Source organism: Faecalibacterium sp. BIOML-A4, assembly GCF_009679665.1.
In the GTDB taxonomy this organism is placed as follows: Bacteria; Bacillota; Clostridia; order Oscillospirales; family Ruminococcaceae; genus Faecalibacterium; species Faecalibacterium taiwanense.
In genome coordinates this window covers 72,351-87,663 of the sequence record NZ_WKZG01000007.1, presented here as the reverse complement: position 1 = coordinate 87,663, position 15,313 = coordinate 72,351, and the positions used below count along the sequence as shown (strand labels likewise).

Sequence of the window (15,313 nt, the reverse complement as noted above, 5' to 3'; positions counted from 1 at the left end):
ATCAGCCCTTCTTCGCGTACTTTGCGCGCAGTTCATTCACGACCTGCTGATAGCTTGCCTGACCGCTGCCAATGCGGTCAAGGTTGCTACGTGTATCTTTGCTGATGGTCATGCCCTCAATGGCAAAGGTTCCATACACATTGCGGAGGTTGCTCTTGTGCTGGGCAGGGGTAGTATACTTGACACTCATGGTTGAGTCTCCTTTTAATCCACATGATACTATATAAAGTTTATCGTGTATGCGTACTCTTGTCAATCTATAACTTGATGCCAAATATAAAAAGTGCATGCATTCCGTTCGTCGTCCTTGAGGTCGAGTTCACTCTTTACACGTGATACTTCTTTCTGCGCTACTTCCATGTCCTTGCGAAGCATATCCTGAAGCAGCTTGCTTTTGGAACACTCTAAAATCTCCGAAAACTTGGTGCATACGATACTCTCTACGATTGCGTCCAGTTTTGTTACACCGTAGCCGGACTGTCCATCGCATTGACCCGGATGCCGTACATTATAATGGCAGCTATAACGGAACCGCTTTTCCTTCACCTTGGAGCCATCAGCACCAGCCCGGTTCCCAGAACCATAAGCAGGAGAAGCGAAGCCGTCCTTATTTTTTTCATTGCAGGGACTTCTATTCTTTATCTTCCAAAATAAAAAACGCAGCGCACCCCAATTCTATGGGCTGCACTGCGTCTGAGCGTCTGGCGTTTTGCTTGATTGAATTATTCTGCCGCCAATTTCAAAAATTTCTTGTCCGACTGGATGCTCTGGGTCACAAACTTCCCATCCCGGAACAACGCGTATGTTGTGACGGGTGCGGGCACATTCTGTGCCGTCTCTTTCTCGGTGATGTGGATGGCATTGAACGGAATCCCGTGTTCCCTTGCAGCCTCCTGCACCTTTGGCACCCAATAATAGGTGTAGGGGCACTGGTCGGTATAGTAGAGGACAAAGCCTTTTTCCTCCACCTTGGGATGCTTGGCGCAGGCCTTGAATTTTGGCGGCTGGGCATTCTCTGCAAGGGGCAGGCACATGAGGTTGATCCCGCAATCGGAGATGTCCGAAACCTTAAAGCCCTTATGGTTCAAAAACTTTGGGTCAGCAAGGAATTCTCGTTTGCGCCCCTCTGCACACAGAATACAAACGCCGTTTTTGCCTTGCGCCTTGGCATCCCGAAGGCATTCTTCCAGCAGCTCGCTGGAATAGCCGTGCCCTTTCAAGGAGCCGGAGACCCACAGACAGTTGATATAAAGCCAGCCTGCCGCTTCAATGGGCACCCATGCGTTTTCTGCCGGGATGTACTCGATAAAGCATTTGCCGCGCTCCGCACTGCGGTAAAAAACAAGCCCCTCCTCAAATCGCTGCTTAAGCCAGTCCTTCTTGGCAAGGCTCTGTTTGCCGGACATGGCACAACAGATGTGTTCCTTGTCGATGTTTTCTTTTGTGATTCGGATATACTCCATCGAAGCGTCCCCCTATATCCTTATGCCTTCTCCGACACAGTTTCTTCCATTTTCCCGTCTGCCGTGCCGTTGACGGTGATCTGCCCGGCAGCAATGCTTTAGGCTCTTTAAAGAATATAGCACAGAACGCCCGATTGTTCCATGATGAGTGCAGTAAGTTGTAAAAAGCCGCTGTGTCGCAGAGCGCTTCTCCGACACAGCGACTTTTTTGTTTTTGGCTGCGGCTTACCGCATCCGTCCATCGCCGCCCATCAAGGCGGTCATTTCCTCAAGATAGTCCAGCGGAAACGGCGGAGAGCACAGGGGCTTCATGGCAATGCTCATGAGCTTCATGGGATTGTCGTCTGCCGCCACCCGGTTGGAGCTGAGCTTTCCGCAGCGTTTGCAGCGGTGGATGATGGCCCACTCGCCGCCCTTGCGTACCCAGACGGCCACCGGCTCCATGATGCCGCCGCAGGCATACATTCCAAAGCAGATCTTGTTTTCTTTACAAGCAATCTGTCGTCATAGACTCCGCCGACGATTTTACCGCGATAATAAAGGATATATTCTCCCATCATAGACCGATACGAGATATCATCCAAATCTGATAGCTGTTCCAAAATAAAATGAAGATATTCTTTGCTGGAAGCCATTATTTCACACCACCCTTCGTATTGATTCATCGGATGATTTCATTTTTCACCTCGTTCAATGTTAAAGGTACGGAAGAACAGCTTTACATGGGCGTCCAACTTTTCAAGGCTTTCGGCTTCTCGTTCCGGCTGGCGGTCGCAGACACTGAGCAGGGTGATGACCGGGGAAACGTACATCCATGCCAATGTATCCGGGTCCTCATCCCGAATTTCGCCGCCTGCGATCAGGGAACGGAAAATTCCTGCATGGTAAGAGATCATACGGTCCACATAGCGTTCCGAGAACAATGCAGGCCGCACCTCCCTGCAGGATGCTTTTGAGGGTGTCAATCAGTACATCCTAAAACAAAAGCCGCCCGAAGGCGGCAAGATGCATCACGGAAGCAAATATGAACGCGGCTCAGGGCCATCAGAACAGATCCAGCATGTTGTCCAGATAAATTTCTTCCCGGACGCGCAGCTGATACTCAGGCTTTGTCATGTAGTAAAGCAGAAATTCCAGTATCAACGCGCTGCCCAGGCCCCGCCCCTCGATCTTGAAGTTGGAAAAGCCGCCGGGCAGATAAACTTTGCGGATATCCCCGGCCCCGATGAAGCCGGGGTTTTCCATTGCCTTTGAAAAACGATAGCCCTGCTGTGCGCCCGGCGCTGTGCAGCGGTGGTCCGGGCAGTCCTCGCCCAGATTTTTGCGGCTGACATTCTCGTAGCAGCGCTTTCTGTCCCGGCAGCCGTACCAGCAGCATTCGTTGCACAGAAATTCCACCTTGTCCTTCTGATCCTGCGGCAGGGTATCCAGCTCTGCAAACGACTTGTTCAGGCGGAAATCCGGCACAACATAGCGGAACTCTTCCCGTTCCGTCTCTCTGCGGAGCTGCTGAAAATCTGTAAGGACTTTTGTTGTGGAGGACACGAAATAAAGGCCCGGATACTGCCTTTTCAGGTAGTCCAGCAGCAGGTCCGAATGGACGATGACACCATTCTGCACACGGTTTTCTTTTTCAAACAGCGCACAGAGGGCATTGCATTTCCGGTCTGCAAGGTGCTCTTCTCGGAGCAGCGAATTGCTGAAGGTGAGCCGGGCCGATATGCCATATTCCTGCATCAGTGCAAGCACCCGGTGCGGCTGTGCATCGCCAAAGCCAGTGCGGCCCCCGCCCCAGATGCAGTCGGCCGGTGCACCGTAGACCGAACCGATCTCGCACCAGTCGTAAAAATATTCCCTGTGTTCACGGAACAGCGGCAGAAACACACGGTACAGTTCATAAAATTCAAACAGTCCCGGAAGATGATAATATGCCGTGCCGCGTTCGTGCTGTGCCATTGCCGTGTGTGTTCCTCATTTCTGTAAGTTTCAGCTTCCCTGCAGCAGCTTTTGCGCTGCACCCGGAGATCTTTTTGTCAGTATAGCACAGTCCTGCCGGGAAAGAAATCATCTTCCTCTTACCTTGAGCTCACTCCAAGTTTTATCATGTGCATGCTGGTGATCTTATCTCTCCCATTATATTCCTTTCTCTGCGAAAGAACAAGAAGTATCTTCATGTCTGACATGAAAAAACCGATTTTTGATCTTCCTTACCACTCCTGAAAGAACGAGATGAGCTTTGCCCAGCTTTCGCACCTTGCTTTACAGCACAGCGCCTGTTCTGTCAAGAGATGAAACGTTTTTCGTGCATTGCGAAAAATGTTTCGGTTCACATGTTCTGCGGCTCGATCTTCACCGTTCTGCCGCCCAGGTTTTCGTAAATGCGATGGGAGACTGAGAGCACCGTGCGGCCTGCAGAGGCGCGGCGCAGTGCTTCCAGCACACGGGCTTCCGTTTCAGCGTCCAGATTTGCCGTGACCTCGTCCAGCAAAAGCACAGCCGGGTCCGCCGCCGCAGCGCGGGCAATAGACAGCAGCTGCCACTCGCCCTGCGAGAACATGCCATCGCTGCAAACGGTGTCGCAGCCTTCCGGCAGGGCCTGAATGGCTTCGTCAATGCCCGCAAGCTTTGCCGCATTCCGTGCCATCTCTGCAGTGATCTGCGGATCGCCCAGCGTGATCTGCTCCAGCACGGTGCCCGGCACACGGGAGAAATGCTGCTCCACGCAGCCGATGCAAGTGCGGCGCTCGCGGTCGGTGATGCGTGCCACATCCACGCCGCCAATGGTAACAGTGCCCGCCTGCGGCTGGTACAGGCCCAGCAGAAGCTTGAACACCGTGCTCTTGCCCGCACCGGTGCGGCCCACCAGCGTGACCTGCCCGCCCTTCTTTACCGTCATGGAGAAATCACTCAGGACGGGCTTTTCGCCATAGCCGAAGGTCACATGCGCAAGCTCCACATCCCCGCGCGCAGCGGTCCGGCGCTCGGCAGGGATCGTGCGTTCCGGCTGAGCGAGAAAGGCATCGATGCGCTTGACACCCGCCATGGCCGACTGGATGGTCTGGATCTCCATGCCAAGGCTCTCAATGGGAGCAAAAATGCGGGAAATGTAGTTGATGATCGCCACCGAGGTACCCACCGACATCCCAAAGAATGTAAGCACCATGGCATTGCCGGAAGCGGAAAGCAGCATCACGATGCCTGCCACCACCGCGTTCAGCGCCAGCACCACCGGCGAATAGATGGCATCGTAAAAATTGGTGCGCTCCATAGCGGCGTAGCTCTCGCCGATGCAGCGGTCATAGCGGCGTTCCCTATAGCTTTCCAGCCCCAGCGCCCGGATGGTGCGGATGTTGTGCAGCGTCTCCGGCACCTGACCGGAGACAGCCGCAACGGCACGGCGGTTATCCAGTTGTGCGGCCAGCATCCGCTTTTGCACATGGCGGGTGAACACCGCAAACAGCGGCAGCACCAGCAGCAGCACCAGCGCAATGCCGGTGTTTTTTACCGCGATGACCGCCATGATGGAAATGATGCGGCAGGCATCTGCCGCCATGCTGATGATGCCGGAGGTGAACAGCGCTTCCACCGTGTCCACATCGCCGGAAAAGCGTGCCGCCACCTCGCCGGGGTTCTGGCCTGCCAGCGTGCTTGCGGGCAGCCGGGTAAGCTTCCGGGACATTTCCGACCGCAGCGCGTGGGTCATTTTCTGGCCAAAGAGCACCAGCAGGCTTTCCTGCGCGGAGGAAAGCCCCCCTTCCAGCGCCAGACTGCCAAAGTACAGCAGCACTGCTGCAAAGGTGAGCGGGATGCCTGCGGTGAGCCGGTCAATGATACCGGCCAGCAGCAGCGGCGGCAGCAGTGATGCCACCACCGATGCCGCCACGCACAGGATGGTGCCCGCCGTGAGCAGATGATGCGACATGGCGGCCATGCGGATGGTTTCAAATACGCCGTTATCCTTTTTACTCTTCATCCAGATCGCCTTCTTTCTGCACCGTCTGGCTCTCGTACAGCTGGCGGTACAGCGGAACCGTTTCCATCAGCTGGGCATGGGTACCAACGGTGGTTTTACCGCCGTCCATAAAGATCACTTTCTGCATCTGCGGGAAGTGGTACAGCCGGTGCGAGATGAAGAAGACCACCTTATCCTTTGCATCGCTCTGCAAATCGGCAAACACGGTATCCTCGGTATGGCGGTCCAGCGCAGAGAACGGGTCGTCCAGGATCAGCACCGGGCGCGGGTGGGCCAGCGTTCTTGCCAGTGCCAAGCGCTGGGCCTGACCGCCGGAAAGGCGGGTGCCGCTGGGGCCGATGACGGTATCCACACCGTTTTCCATGGCCAGCACTTCGCCGTCCAACGCGGCGGCAGCAAGCCACGGCATGGCATCCTGTTCACTGCCGCAGAGAACATTGTTCTGCACCGTATCGGCGCTCAGCTCCGGATCATGGCCCAAGTAACCAACGGTGGCAGAGATCTGCCGCGGGGTCATGGCAGCAAATTCCGTTTTGCCAAATTTTGCCGAGCCGCCGTAGGGTGCTTCGCACAGGAACACCCTGCCGAAGGTGGATTTGCCGCAGGCCACCGGGCCGGTGACACCAATGATATCGCCGGGGTGCGCCGTCAGGCTCAGGCCGGAAAAGATGGGTCCTTCGCCATAGGAAAAGGAGAGGTTTTCCAGCGTCACGTCCTGCGCCGCCGGGATATGCAGGGCTTCCAGCTGTTCCGGCTGCTTCATCAGCGGCTTGATGCGCTTCCACGAGACCTCGGCTTTCTGCACCGAGTTGAACAGCTTTGCCACCTTGGAGGATTTGACCACCAGTTTCGTGAAGCAGGAAAGGAAGGTGGTGAACGCCGCAATGTCCCATGTGCTCCAGCCGGAGCCGAGCACATTTTTAGCGCCGAACCACAAAATGAACAGCACGCCTGCCTCGGACGCTGCCAGATACAGCGGCGGCAGAGCGGACTGCCACACATTGTTGCGCACGGCTGTTTTTTCGTAGGTGTTCAGGGCTTCCTCGTACTTTTCTACGCGGGCATCCTCACAGCCGTAAATGCGGTAGGTCACAGCATTCCGGGCGCGGTCGAGGGTGGCAGCGCTCAGCGCACTTGCCGCCTTTTTGTACGCCGCACCGGCGCGCTGCACCGGCTTTTTCATCCATGCCGCGCACATGTAGGAAAACGGCGTGAACAGCAGGCTGAGCAGCGCCAGCCGCCAGTCGTACACCAGCAGCATCACAGCATAGCCCACCAGCGCCACGCCGGTATCAAAGATCTCGGTGGTGAACTTGCGCATCCCCTCTACGCAGTCGTCCACATCCGAGATGGCCTTGGTCATCAGTTCACCGGCGCCTTCTTTTTCCAGCGCCGCCCGGCTCTGCCGCACCAGATTGGCATACAGGATGCCCTTCATCCGGCGGTTGATGTTGTTGGCAAAGCGGCGGACATAAAAGCGCTTGATAAAGCGCGCCGCCTGCACCGCCAGCGTGACCACGATATAGGCCAGCACCAGCATGGCCATTTTTGCCGCCGTCTCGCTGCCGCCCAGAATGTCGGCAAGGCACTGGGCCAGCCGGCCCTCGAACCAAGGCGTTGCCAGCAGGCCGATGTTATACACAAGGCCCGACAGCGTGACAAAGGCCAGCGGGAGCCACTCTGCTTTGAAATAGGAGAGCACCCTGTCCGGGCGGAACGTTTTATCCTTTTTCATGAGCAGCCTCACTTCCTGCAGCTTTCCGGAAATGCGGGAAGCCCGCGCGGCTCTCGGTCTTGGATGCTGTGTACAGCTTGTTCAGCGCAGCGGCAAAGGCAGCGGCTTCCTCGGCGGTGAGCACATTGGTCAGGTATTCGTAAAAGGCCGCTTCGATCTCTGCCTTGGAGGATCTCAGGCTTTCCGCCTTTTTGGTGGGGTACAGCAGCTGGCTGCGCCGGTCGCTGGGGGCATCTCTGCGGATCAGAAGACCCTTTGCTTCCAGATTTTTTGTCCGCCGCGCAATGGCAGCCTTATCTGCGTGCAGCAGTTCCGCCAGCTGCGCCTGCGTGCAGCCGGGGTGATGCCGCACTGCATGGATCAGGTCGATCTCTGCTGTGCCGACCCCTTCCTCCCGCATCGTGAGCAGGACCAGTTTTTCCGCTTCGCGTGCGATCTTTGTGATTTTTCGTTCCGTAATATCCATAGGCTCCTCCGGGCTTCATTGCAGGAAGTTGTATCTACATCGTTGTATGTACAATCAATAGTATAGCATCTCGTTTCCAAAATGCAAACAGTTCTTTTTGTGCCCGTATTTTTGCAATGCCGGCAGGCTCCACACCCAGTGCATGGGCCGCGCCTGTACAGACCAGCCATGTGCTGCGGCATTGCCCGCTTTTGGCGTTTGCCGCAGTCCTTTCCCACGTCGGGGCCATCACAAGCCCATTTTCATATCATGTCAACAGGTTTATAGCATCAAAACAGCCCTGACCGTGTCCGCTGTAAAAGCAGGCAGACGATCAGGACTGTTTTTCCGTATTTCTTTATTTCAGCCGGTCAGCAGGCATCCACATTCTTGGTGACCATCACGTCACTGTCCAGCCCGCAGACGTTGTGCAGCACGATGGTGCCCGCCTTGACGGGGGCGGTCAGCACCACCTTGCGGATCTCGTCCATCACCGGAAAGATCATATCCTTGGGGATGGCCTTGGTCAGGCGGACGCTGGTGACAGGCAGCTCGCCGCCCTTAACCAGCACTGAGCTGGCGATGGTGCGACGGGGCGCAGTCAGCTCCTGACGGACATACTGTTCGCCGCGGGGGCAGGTGTGACCGGTGACCGAGATCACCTGACCATTTTCAACTTCGGCTTCGATCTCGCAGCCGTTGGGGCAGACGATACAAGTAAATTGCTTTTTCATTCCACCGACACCTCCAGTGCGCCCGTTTCCTGCAGCTTGGCAGCAGAGACCTTGAACTGGATCATCTCCGCAGGAATGGCTTTCTTCATCTTCTTGGCAGCAACTTCCACACCGTTCTGGCGCACCACGATGCGGCAGTCACGGTAGTGGTTCCGCACGCGCAGCGACAGGCTAAAGTCGTTCTTGCCGCTGACCTTCTGCGGAATGGTGTGGCCCACGCCCTCGCCGCACTTCACGTCTAGCGTGCAGGGGTCGATGCCCTTGCCCTCAACGTAGGCGGCAGCATGGCGTGCCAGTGCCTCGGACTCCATAGAAACAAAGTCCACCAGATCATGCACATGCAGCACATTGCCGGCAGAGAACACGCCGGGCACGTTGGTCTGCAGGTTCTCGTCCACCACAGCGCCGTTGGTGTGGGGGTCAATGGCGATGCCGGCATCCTCCAGCAGCTTGTTCTCCGGGATCAGGCCCACGGAGAGGATCAGCGTATCACACTTGTACTCCTTCTCGGTGCCGGGGATGGGCCGACGGTTCGCGTCCACCTCGGAGATGGTCACGCCGGTCAGACGGTCACGGCCATGGATCTCGGTGACGGTGTGGCTGAGATAGAGCGGGATATTGTAGTCATCCAGACACTGCACGATGTTGCGCGGCAGGCCGGAGGGGTAAGGCATCAGCTCGAACACTGCCTGCACATGAGCGCCTTCCAGCGTCATGCGGCGTGCCATGATCATGCCGATATCGCCGGAGCCGAGGATGACGACCTCCTTGCCGGGCATCCGGTTGTAGAGGTTCATGTAAGCCTGCGCGGTGCCTGCGGTGAACACGCCTGCCGGACGCTCGCCGGGAATGCCCAGTGCGCCGCGGCTGCGCTCCTTGCAGCCCATGGCAAGCACCACAGCCTTTGCCTGATACTGGCGCAGGCCGCTGCGGGTGGAGGCGGTGACGACACGATCCTCCGTCAGGCTCAGCACCGTGGCGCTGGTCTCGTAAGGGATCTCACGCTTGTTCACTTCATCAATGAACGCTTGTGCATATTCCGGGCCGGACAGGCTCTCGCCGAAGCGGCCCAGACCGAAGCCGTCATGGATGCACTGGCGCAGGATGCCGCCCAGCATCGCCTCGCGCTCCAGAATGATCATGTTGCGGATGCCCTGCTTGTGCAGCTCCACCGCTGCGGCAAGACCTGCAGGGCCGCCGCCGATAATCACAACGTCTTTCTGTTCCATCGCTCAGTTCTCCTCCTTCCGCATATTGCCGGTGAGTACCCATGACCCCTGACGGCTGTAACGCACATTCTCCGGCTCGGTGCCCAGCTCCTGCTCAATGAAGTGTTCGATCTTCATCTGGCAGAAGCCGCCCTGACAGCCGCCCATCATGGCGCGGGTGCGGTACTTGATGCCGGTCATGGTGGAAACGCCCAGCGGGTTGTGGATAGCCTGCAGGATCTCGGCCTTGGTCACTTCCTCACAGCTGCAGATCATCTCGCCGTAATCGGGGTCCTGCGCGATGAGCTCTGCCTGCTGTTCCGGCGTGCACTCGGCAAACTTGACGATGCCCTTGTGGTGCGGGTCAAAGTCTGGGTTTTCCTCAAACTTTTCGCGCTCCTGCATCAGACCGATGACGTAGCGGGCCAGCGGCACGCTGCCGGTCAGGCCCGGGGATTCAATGCCCACGAGGTTGACGGCATTGGGTGCTACGTCGTCCCGGATCTCCACCTTCCAGTCCTGAATGGCACCGTTTTCATCCACCCACTTGGGCTGGATGCCGGCGAAGGTGCGGATCTGATCCTTTTTAAAGATGTGGGGCCACAGCTTTGCGCCCTCCACGGCCAGACTGTCCATGTTGGCCTGCGGCACGCTGTAGTCGTCCAGCACATCGGTGTTCTCCGCGTCCGGGCCAACAGTCACGTTGCCGTCCACGGTGGGGGTGATGTGGATGCCCATGTAGGTGTTGCTGGGCACCGGGTACACCGGCATGGGCAGCAGCTTGCCCATGCGCTTGTGCAGGATGATGTAGTTGCTGCGGGAGCCGATGACACGGTAGTCGGTCAGGCCCAGCAGGTCGGAGATCTGCTTTGCGCCCAGACCAGCGGCGTTGACCACCCAGCGGGTGCAGAAATCGCCATGGGCAGTATGCAGGTAGTACCGCTCATTTTCCCGGGTGATAGCCTCTACCTTGTGGTCAAAGAAGAAGTCCACGCCGTTGGCGTGTGCGTTCTCGGCCAGTGCCACCGTGTACAGGAACGGGTCCATGATGCCGCTGTTTTTGGACCACATGGCAAACTTGCCCACCACGGCTGGCACCAGCTCGTGCAGCTTTGCTTCATCGATCATCTCAAGGCCGGTGCAGCCGTTGACAGCGCCCTGCTTCATGGTGCGCTCCAGCTGCTCCATGTCCTCGGGGGTGTTGCCCACCAGCACCTTGCCGCAACGCTTGAACGGGAAGTTCAGCTCTTCGGCCAGCTGATCCATGATGCGGTTGCCTTCTACGCAGCACTTCGCTTTCAGGCTGCCAATGGGGTTGGCAAAGCCGCCGTGCACCACCGCAGAGTTGCGGCCACTGGTCTCGTTGCAGACATCCAGATTTTTTTCCAGCACTGCAATGCTCAATTTGTAGCGCGAAAGTTCGCGTGCAATGGCGCTGCCCACGACACCCGCACCGATGATGACCACATCGTATTGTTTTTTCATGGTATCCACCTTTCTTCCTGATTTAGAGATCCGGCTTTTATGTTATATATTTCATTGACTAAAATATATAACATTTCATAATCTCTGTCAAGCCGTTTCCGGCAAAAAACTGCACAAAAAAATGCCGCATCTTTTGGCATAGATACGGCATTTCTGAACGTGATACGGTTGTTTCAAGCTTTGAAATAGTGTGGGAATGCTTCCCGGATCGCAGAAAGGTTCTCCGTGTAGCGCTGCATATGCTGCCCGGCAATGCGGTGTGCTGCCGCCGCATCCTTCTGTTCAATGGCTTTCAGCAGGCTGACGTGATCTTCGTAGATCGTTTTTGCGGGCCTGCAGCGGAAGCTGAGGATGGTGGTGCGGTCAAAATGCGGAGCCAGATTTTCCACCAGATCGTACCAGTACGGGCAGCCGCACTGCACATAAAGCAGCCGGTGGAACCCCTTGTCCAGCTCAAAGATCTTTTCTTCCTGTGCACGCTCAATGTACATGCGCCAGAGCGCCACGTTCTCCCACAGCTGGTCGATATCCGCCGGGGTCAGCTTTTCGCACGCCATGCGGGCGATCTCTGCTTCCAGCACAGCGCGCAGATGGCGCACTTCTTCCACCAGCTCTGCATCGATGAGAGAAACATAGGTGCCGATCTTGGGCCGGATCTCAATGAGCCGCCGCTGCGCCAGCTCCAGCTCTGCTTCCCGGAAGGGGGTGCGGCTCACCCCCAGCTGTTCGCACAATTCCGGCTCGTTCAGTTTTTCACCCGGCTCCAGACGGGTATTGATAATATTATCGATCAATACCCGCAGAACAAAACTTTTTGCAGATTCATGCTCTCTGCGCTCTGAAATCGTAATCATCGGAAGGCTCCTTTCCCTCACAGGGAAACACTGTTCTCAGACTGCTGGGTCAAGTATACCACACTGCACACCGGCGTAAAAGAGGACAATATATAAAAGGAAGGAAACTGTGTCAGAATTGTAAAAGATAAAATATTTTAACTATTATTCTTGACTTATCCAACGATTCGGCTATAATGGTCGTGTTCGCAAGAAACTTCAAAAAATTTAGATATTCAAAACAAATCAAAGGAGACTACTACCATGACGTTTGAAGAAATGAAGAAGATCGTTGTTGATACCCTGAACTGCGACGAGGACAAGGTGACCATGGAGGCCAGCCTGACCGAGGATCTGGAGGCCGACAGTCTGGATGCCGTGGAGCTGAACATGGCTCTGGAAGATGCCTGCGGCGTGTCCATCCCGGACGAAGAGCTGGCAAAGCTCAAGACCGTGGGCGATATCTACAACTACATCACCGCACATATCTGAGGCAAAAAGCAATGAACGATATCCGAGATCTTTTCCCCGGCCGAATGCGGGAGCGCACCTTCCAGCTGAAGGCCAAGCGGGATGCCGGTGCCGTCTGGCACGAGCAGCAGTTTGTGGAGTGCAAGCAGTGCGGCCGCCGCGCCGCACGCACCCTGTGGGCAAGAAGCCTTTACGTCTGCCCCAACTGCGGCTACCACATGCCCATTGGCGGGTACTACCGGCTCAGTCTGGTGCTGGACCACGGCAGCTTCCGGGAACTGGATGCCGACCTTGCTCCACAGGATGTGCTGCATTTTCCGGGCTACCGTGAAAAGCTTGCCGCCGCCCAGAACAAGACCGGCCTGCGCGAAGCCGCTGTAACGGCCACCGGCCGCATCGGCGGGGTGGCCTGCGTGGCTGCCGTGCTGGACAGCCGCTTTTTCATGGGCAGCATGAGCACTGCCGTGGGCGACAAGATCACCCGCGCCATCGAGTACGCCGCCGCAAAGCACCTGCCGCTGGTTATTTTTTCGGCCAGCGGCGGCGCGCGGATGCAGGAGGGCATTTTCAGCCTGATGCAGATGGCAAAGACCAGTGCCGCCATCCAGCGCTTTTCGGCAAAGGGCGGGTTGTACATCAGTGTGCTCACCCACCCCACCACCGGCGGTGTGACGGCCAGCTTTGCAAGCCTTGGCGACATCATGCTGGCAGAGCCTGGCGCGCTGATCGGCTTTGCAGGTCCGCGGGTCATTGAGCAGACCATTGGCGAAAAGCTGCCTGCCGGATTCCAGCGCAGCGAGTTCCAGATGGAGCACGGCTTTGTGGATCAGGTGGTGCCCCGCAGCCAGCTGCGGGATACCCTGATCCAGGTCTTGCAGCTCCATGCAGGAGGAAAACACGAATGATCAAGGAAATTTTAGAGCAGCTGGCTCCGCTGGATGCCCAGATTGCCGCGCTGAAAGGCAGCGGCAACGAGATGGATGCCATCACGGCCCATGCCTCCGAGCTGGCAGAGCTGGCTGTGGAAGAGGACGAGATCCTGCGCACCTGCGGCCCGCTGACCGCCGAGGATCGGGTGTTTCTGGCCCGGCACCCGGAGCGCCCCCACATTGATGAGACCGTTTCTGCCCTGTTCACCGACTTCTTTGAGCAGCGCGGCGACCGTCAGTGCAAGGAAGACCCTGCCATTCTGGGCGGCATCGCCCGTTTTCACGGATTGCCGGTGACGGTCATCGGCCACCGCAAGGGCAGCACACTGGAAGAAAATCTGGCCTGTAACTTTGGTATGCCGGGGCCGGAGGGCTACCGCAAGGCCCTGCGCCTGATGAAGCAGGCCGAAAAGTTTGGCCGGCCCATCATCACCTTCATTGACACGCCGGGCGCTTACCCCGGCAAGGATGCCGAGGAGCGCGGTCAGGGCGAAGCCATTGCACGCAACCTGATGGAAATGAGCGGCCTGACCGTGCCGGTCATTGCCGTTGTCACCGGCGAAGGCTCTTCCGGCGGTGCGCTGGCACTGGGTGTGGCAAACCACATCCTCATGCTGGAAAATGCCGTTTACTCGGTGCTCAGCCCCGAGGGCTTTGCCAGCATTCTGTGGAAGGATGCTTCCCGCAGCGGCGAAGCCTGCGAGATGATGAAGCTGACCGCGCAGGATCTGTACAGCGATGGCATCGTGGAGCAGGTGATCCCGGAACCGTTGGGCGGCGCACAGCGCAGCCACGCAGCCTTGTTTGAACAGTTGGATGTTGCTTTGCGGGTGCACCTGAAAGAGCTGTGCCGCATGAGCGGCCGCCAGCTGGCCGACCAGCGCTATAAAAAATACCGCCAGATCGGAGAAACGAGGAACGCATGAGTGGTTTACAGCTGATCGCCACCGGCGGGGCCATCCCCGGCCGAACGGTCACCAACGAAGATCTGAGCCGCATGGTGGATACCAGTGACGAGTGGATCACCAGCCGCACCGGCATCCGCACCCGGCACTGGTGCACGGAGGATGAATCTGCCGCCACGCTGGCCATTTCCGCCGCAAAGCAGGCTTTGGCCCGCAGCGGCCTTGCCCCTGCGCAGATCGGGTGCTGCATCTGTGCCACCCTGTCCGCCCCAGACGCGACCCCCAGTGTAGCCTGTCAGGTGCAGGCGGCGCTGGGCCTTCCCGAGGACCGGCCTGCGCTGGATGTCAACGCGGCCTGTTCCGGCTTCCTCTACGGCATAGCCGTGGCGCGGGGACTGCTGACAACTTTGGGTGGACAGTATGCCCTCGTCATTGGGTGCGAAGCCCTTTCCCGCCTGATGGACCCCGCCGACCGCTCCACCTGTGTACTGTTTGGGGATGGAGCCGGTGCTGCCATTTTTCAGCTGTCGGACACTCCCTTTGCTCTGACGCTGGGCGCGCGCGGCAGCGATGTTCTCCATGCGGGCGGGCCGAACCGCACAGGTTCTGCGCCCATCACCATGGACGGCAAGGCCGTATTCCGCTTTGCAGTGGATGCCCTGCCCAAGTGCCTGCACACTGTGCTGGATGAAACACAGCTGACCCTCGATGATCTTGAGTGGGTGGTCTGCCATCAGGCCAACAGCCGCATCATCGACCACTGCGTGCGGGCGCTGAAGGCCGACCCAGCAAAGTTCTACAAGAACATGGACCGCCACGGCAACACCAGCGCCGCCAGCATCCCGGTAGCCCTGAACGAGCTTGCCGAGAACGGGCAGCTGCAGCCGGGCCAGCTTCTGGCCTGCATCGGCTTTGGCGGCGGCCTGACATGGGGCGGCGCAATTTTTCAATACAAAGAGTAAAAATCATGTTCGGCAAACGGGCTCGCCCTCTCAGTCACCTTCGGTGACAGCTCCCCCAAAGTGGGAGCCTTTGGCAAAACCGAAAAGTTTACCGTACTGCCAAGGGCTCTCCCCTTGGGAGAGCTGTTGAGCAGAGCGAGACTGAGAGGGCGAGGACGCTTACCGATAGG

The 15,313-nt window shown here is 57.6% G+C and carries 15 protein-coding genes and 2 pseudogenes; 4 read left to right on the top strand and 13 right to left on the bottom strand.

Annotation, left to right across the window (positions count from 1 at the left end):
• Position 1 precedes the first annotated feature (1 nt).
• From GKG34_RS06475 to GKG34_RS06420, 13 genes and pseudogenes are all read right to left on the bottom strand, one after another.
• Positions 2-190 (bottom strand): antitoxin VbhA family protein, encoded by a 189-nt coding sequence (locus GKG34_RS06475; protein ID WP_005939815.1) that lies wholly within the window; start codon positions 188-190, stop codon positions 2-4.
• 532 nt (positions 191-722) lie between these two features.
• Positions 723-1,463, bottom strand: coding sequence for an N-acetyltransferase (locus GKG34_RS06470; RefSeq protein ID WP_005939813.1), 741 nt, complete (start codon positions 1,461-1,463; stop codon positions 723-725).
• A gap of 225 nt (positions 1,464-1,688) precedes the next feature.
• Positions 1,689-1,919 (bottom strand): annotated as a pseudogene (locus GKG34_RS15855) (RNHCP domain-containing protein); the annotation flags it as partial.
• 11 nt (positions 1,920-1,930) lie between these two features.
• Positions 1,931-2,098, bottom strand: a pseudogene (locus GKG34_RS15850) (TfoX/Sxy family protein); the annotation flags it as partial.
• 39 nt (positions 2,099-2,137) lie between these two features.
• On the bottom strand, positions 2,138-2,386 hold the full coding sequence (locus tag GKG34_RS06460; RefSeq protein ID WP_044953420.1) for a hypothetical protein: 249 nt from the start codon (positions 2,384-2,386) through the stop codon (positions 2,138-2,140).
• A 121-nt stretch (positions 2,387-2,507) separates the two neighbouring features.
• Positions 2,508-3,419, bottom strand: a complete 912-nt coding sequence (locus tag GKG34_RS06455; protein ID WP_005939804.1) for a hypothetical protein — start codon at positions 3,417-3,419, stop codon at positions 2,508-2,510.
• A gap of 370 nt (positions 3,420-3,789) precedes the next feature.
• Positions 3,790-5,436: an ABC transporter ATP-binding protein gene (locus GKG34_RS06450; protein WP_005939798.1), complete on the bottom strand. Its 1,647-nt coding sequence runs from the start codon at positions 5,434-5,436 to the stop codon at positions 3,790-3,792.
• Positions 5,426-7,171, bottom strand: a complete 1,746-nt coding sequence (locus GKG34_RS06445) for an ABC transporter ATP-binding protein (protein WP_005939795.1) — start codon at positions 7,169-7,171, stop codon at positions 5,426-5,428. Before GKG34_RS06445 ends, GKG34_RS06450 begins: the two co-directional genes overlap by 11 nt.
• Positions 7,158-7,637: a helix-turn-helix domain-containing protein gene (locus GKG34_RS06440; protein ID WP_005939792.1), complete on the bottom strand. Its 480-nt coding sequence runs from the start codon at positions 7,635-7,637 to the stop codon at positions 7,158-7,160. The genes GKG34_RS06445 and GKG34_RS06440 overlap by 14 nt, the downstream gene beginning before the upstream one ends.
• Positions 7,638-7,987: 350 nt before the next feature.
• Positions 7,988-8,350, bottom strand: coding sequence for a DUF1667 domain-containing protein (locus tag GKG34_RS06435; protein WP_005939786.1), 363 nt, complete (start codon positions 8,348-8,350; stop codon positions 7,988-7,990).
• On the bottom strand, positions 8,347-9,579 hold the full coding sequence (locus GKG34_RS06430) for an FAD-dependent oxidoreductase (protein WP_005939784.1): 1,233 nt from the start codon (positions 9,577-9,579) through the stop codon (positions 8,347-8,349). The genes GKG34_RS06435 and GKG34_RS06430 overlap by 4 nt, the downstream gene beginning before the upstream one ends.
• Positions 9,580-9,582: 3 nt before the next feature.
• Positions 9,583-11,043 carry an NAD(P)/FAD-dependent oxidoreductase gene (locus GKG34_RS06425; RefSeq protein WP_154255827.1) on the bottom strand — a complete coding sequence of 487 codons (1,461 nt, stop codon included), beginning with the start codon at positions 11,041-11,043 and terminating at the stop codon, positions 9,583-9,585.
• Positions 11,044-11,216: 173 nt separating this feature from the next.
• Complete coding sequence (locus tag GKG34_RS06420; protein ID WP_097778254.1) at positions 11,217-11,897, bottom strand: GntR family transcriptional regulator; 681 nt, start codon at positions 11,895-11,897, stop codon at positions 11,217-11,219.
• A 243-nt stretch (positions 11,898-12,140) separates the two neighbouring features.
• Between GKG34_RS06420 and acpP the strand changes: the two genes are divergently transcribed.
• The 4 genes from acpP to GKG34_RS06400 are packed head-to-tail and all read left to right on the top strand — an operon-like array spanning position 12,141 to position 15,143.
• Positions 12,141-12,368: an acyl carrier protein gene (acpP, locus tag GKG34_RS06415; protein ID WP_005939770.1), complete on the top strand. Its 228-nt coding sequence runs from the start codon at positions 12,141-12,143 to the stop codon at positions 12,366-12,368.
• A gap of 11 nt (positions 12,369-12,379) precedes the next feature.
• A complete protein-coding gene (accD, locus tag GKG34_RS06410) occupies positions 12,380-13,252 on the top strand; it encodes an acetyl-CoA carboxylase, carboxyltransferase subunit beta (protein ID WP_097774750.1) in 873 nt (290 codons plus the stop codon).
• Positions 13,249-14,202 (top strand): acetyl-CoA carboxylase carboxyltransferase subunit alpha, encoded by a 954-nt coding sequence (locus GKG34_RS06405; RefSeq protein ID WP_005939761.1) that lies wholly within the window; start codon positions 13,249-13,251, stop codon positions 14,200-14,202. Before accD ends, GKG34_RS06405 begins: the two co-directional genes overlap by 4 nt.
• Complete coding sequence (locus GKG34_RS06400) at positions 14,199-15,143, top strand: beta-ketoacyl-ACP synthase III (protein ID WP_005939758.1); 945 nt, start codon at positions 14,199-14,201, stop codon at positions 15,141-15,143. Before GKG34_RS06405 ends, GKG34_RS06400 begins: the two co-directional genes overlap by 4 nt.
• Positions 15,144-15,313: the final 170 nt, after the last annotated feature.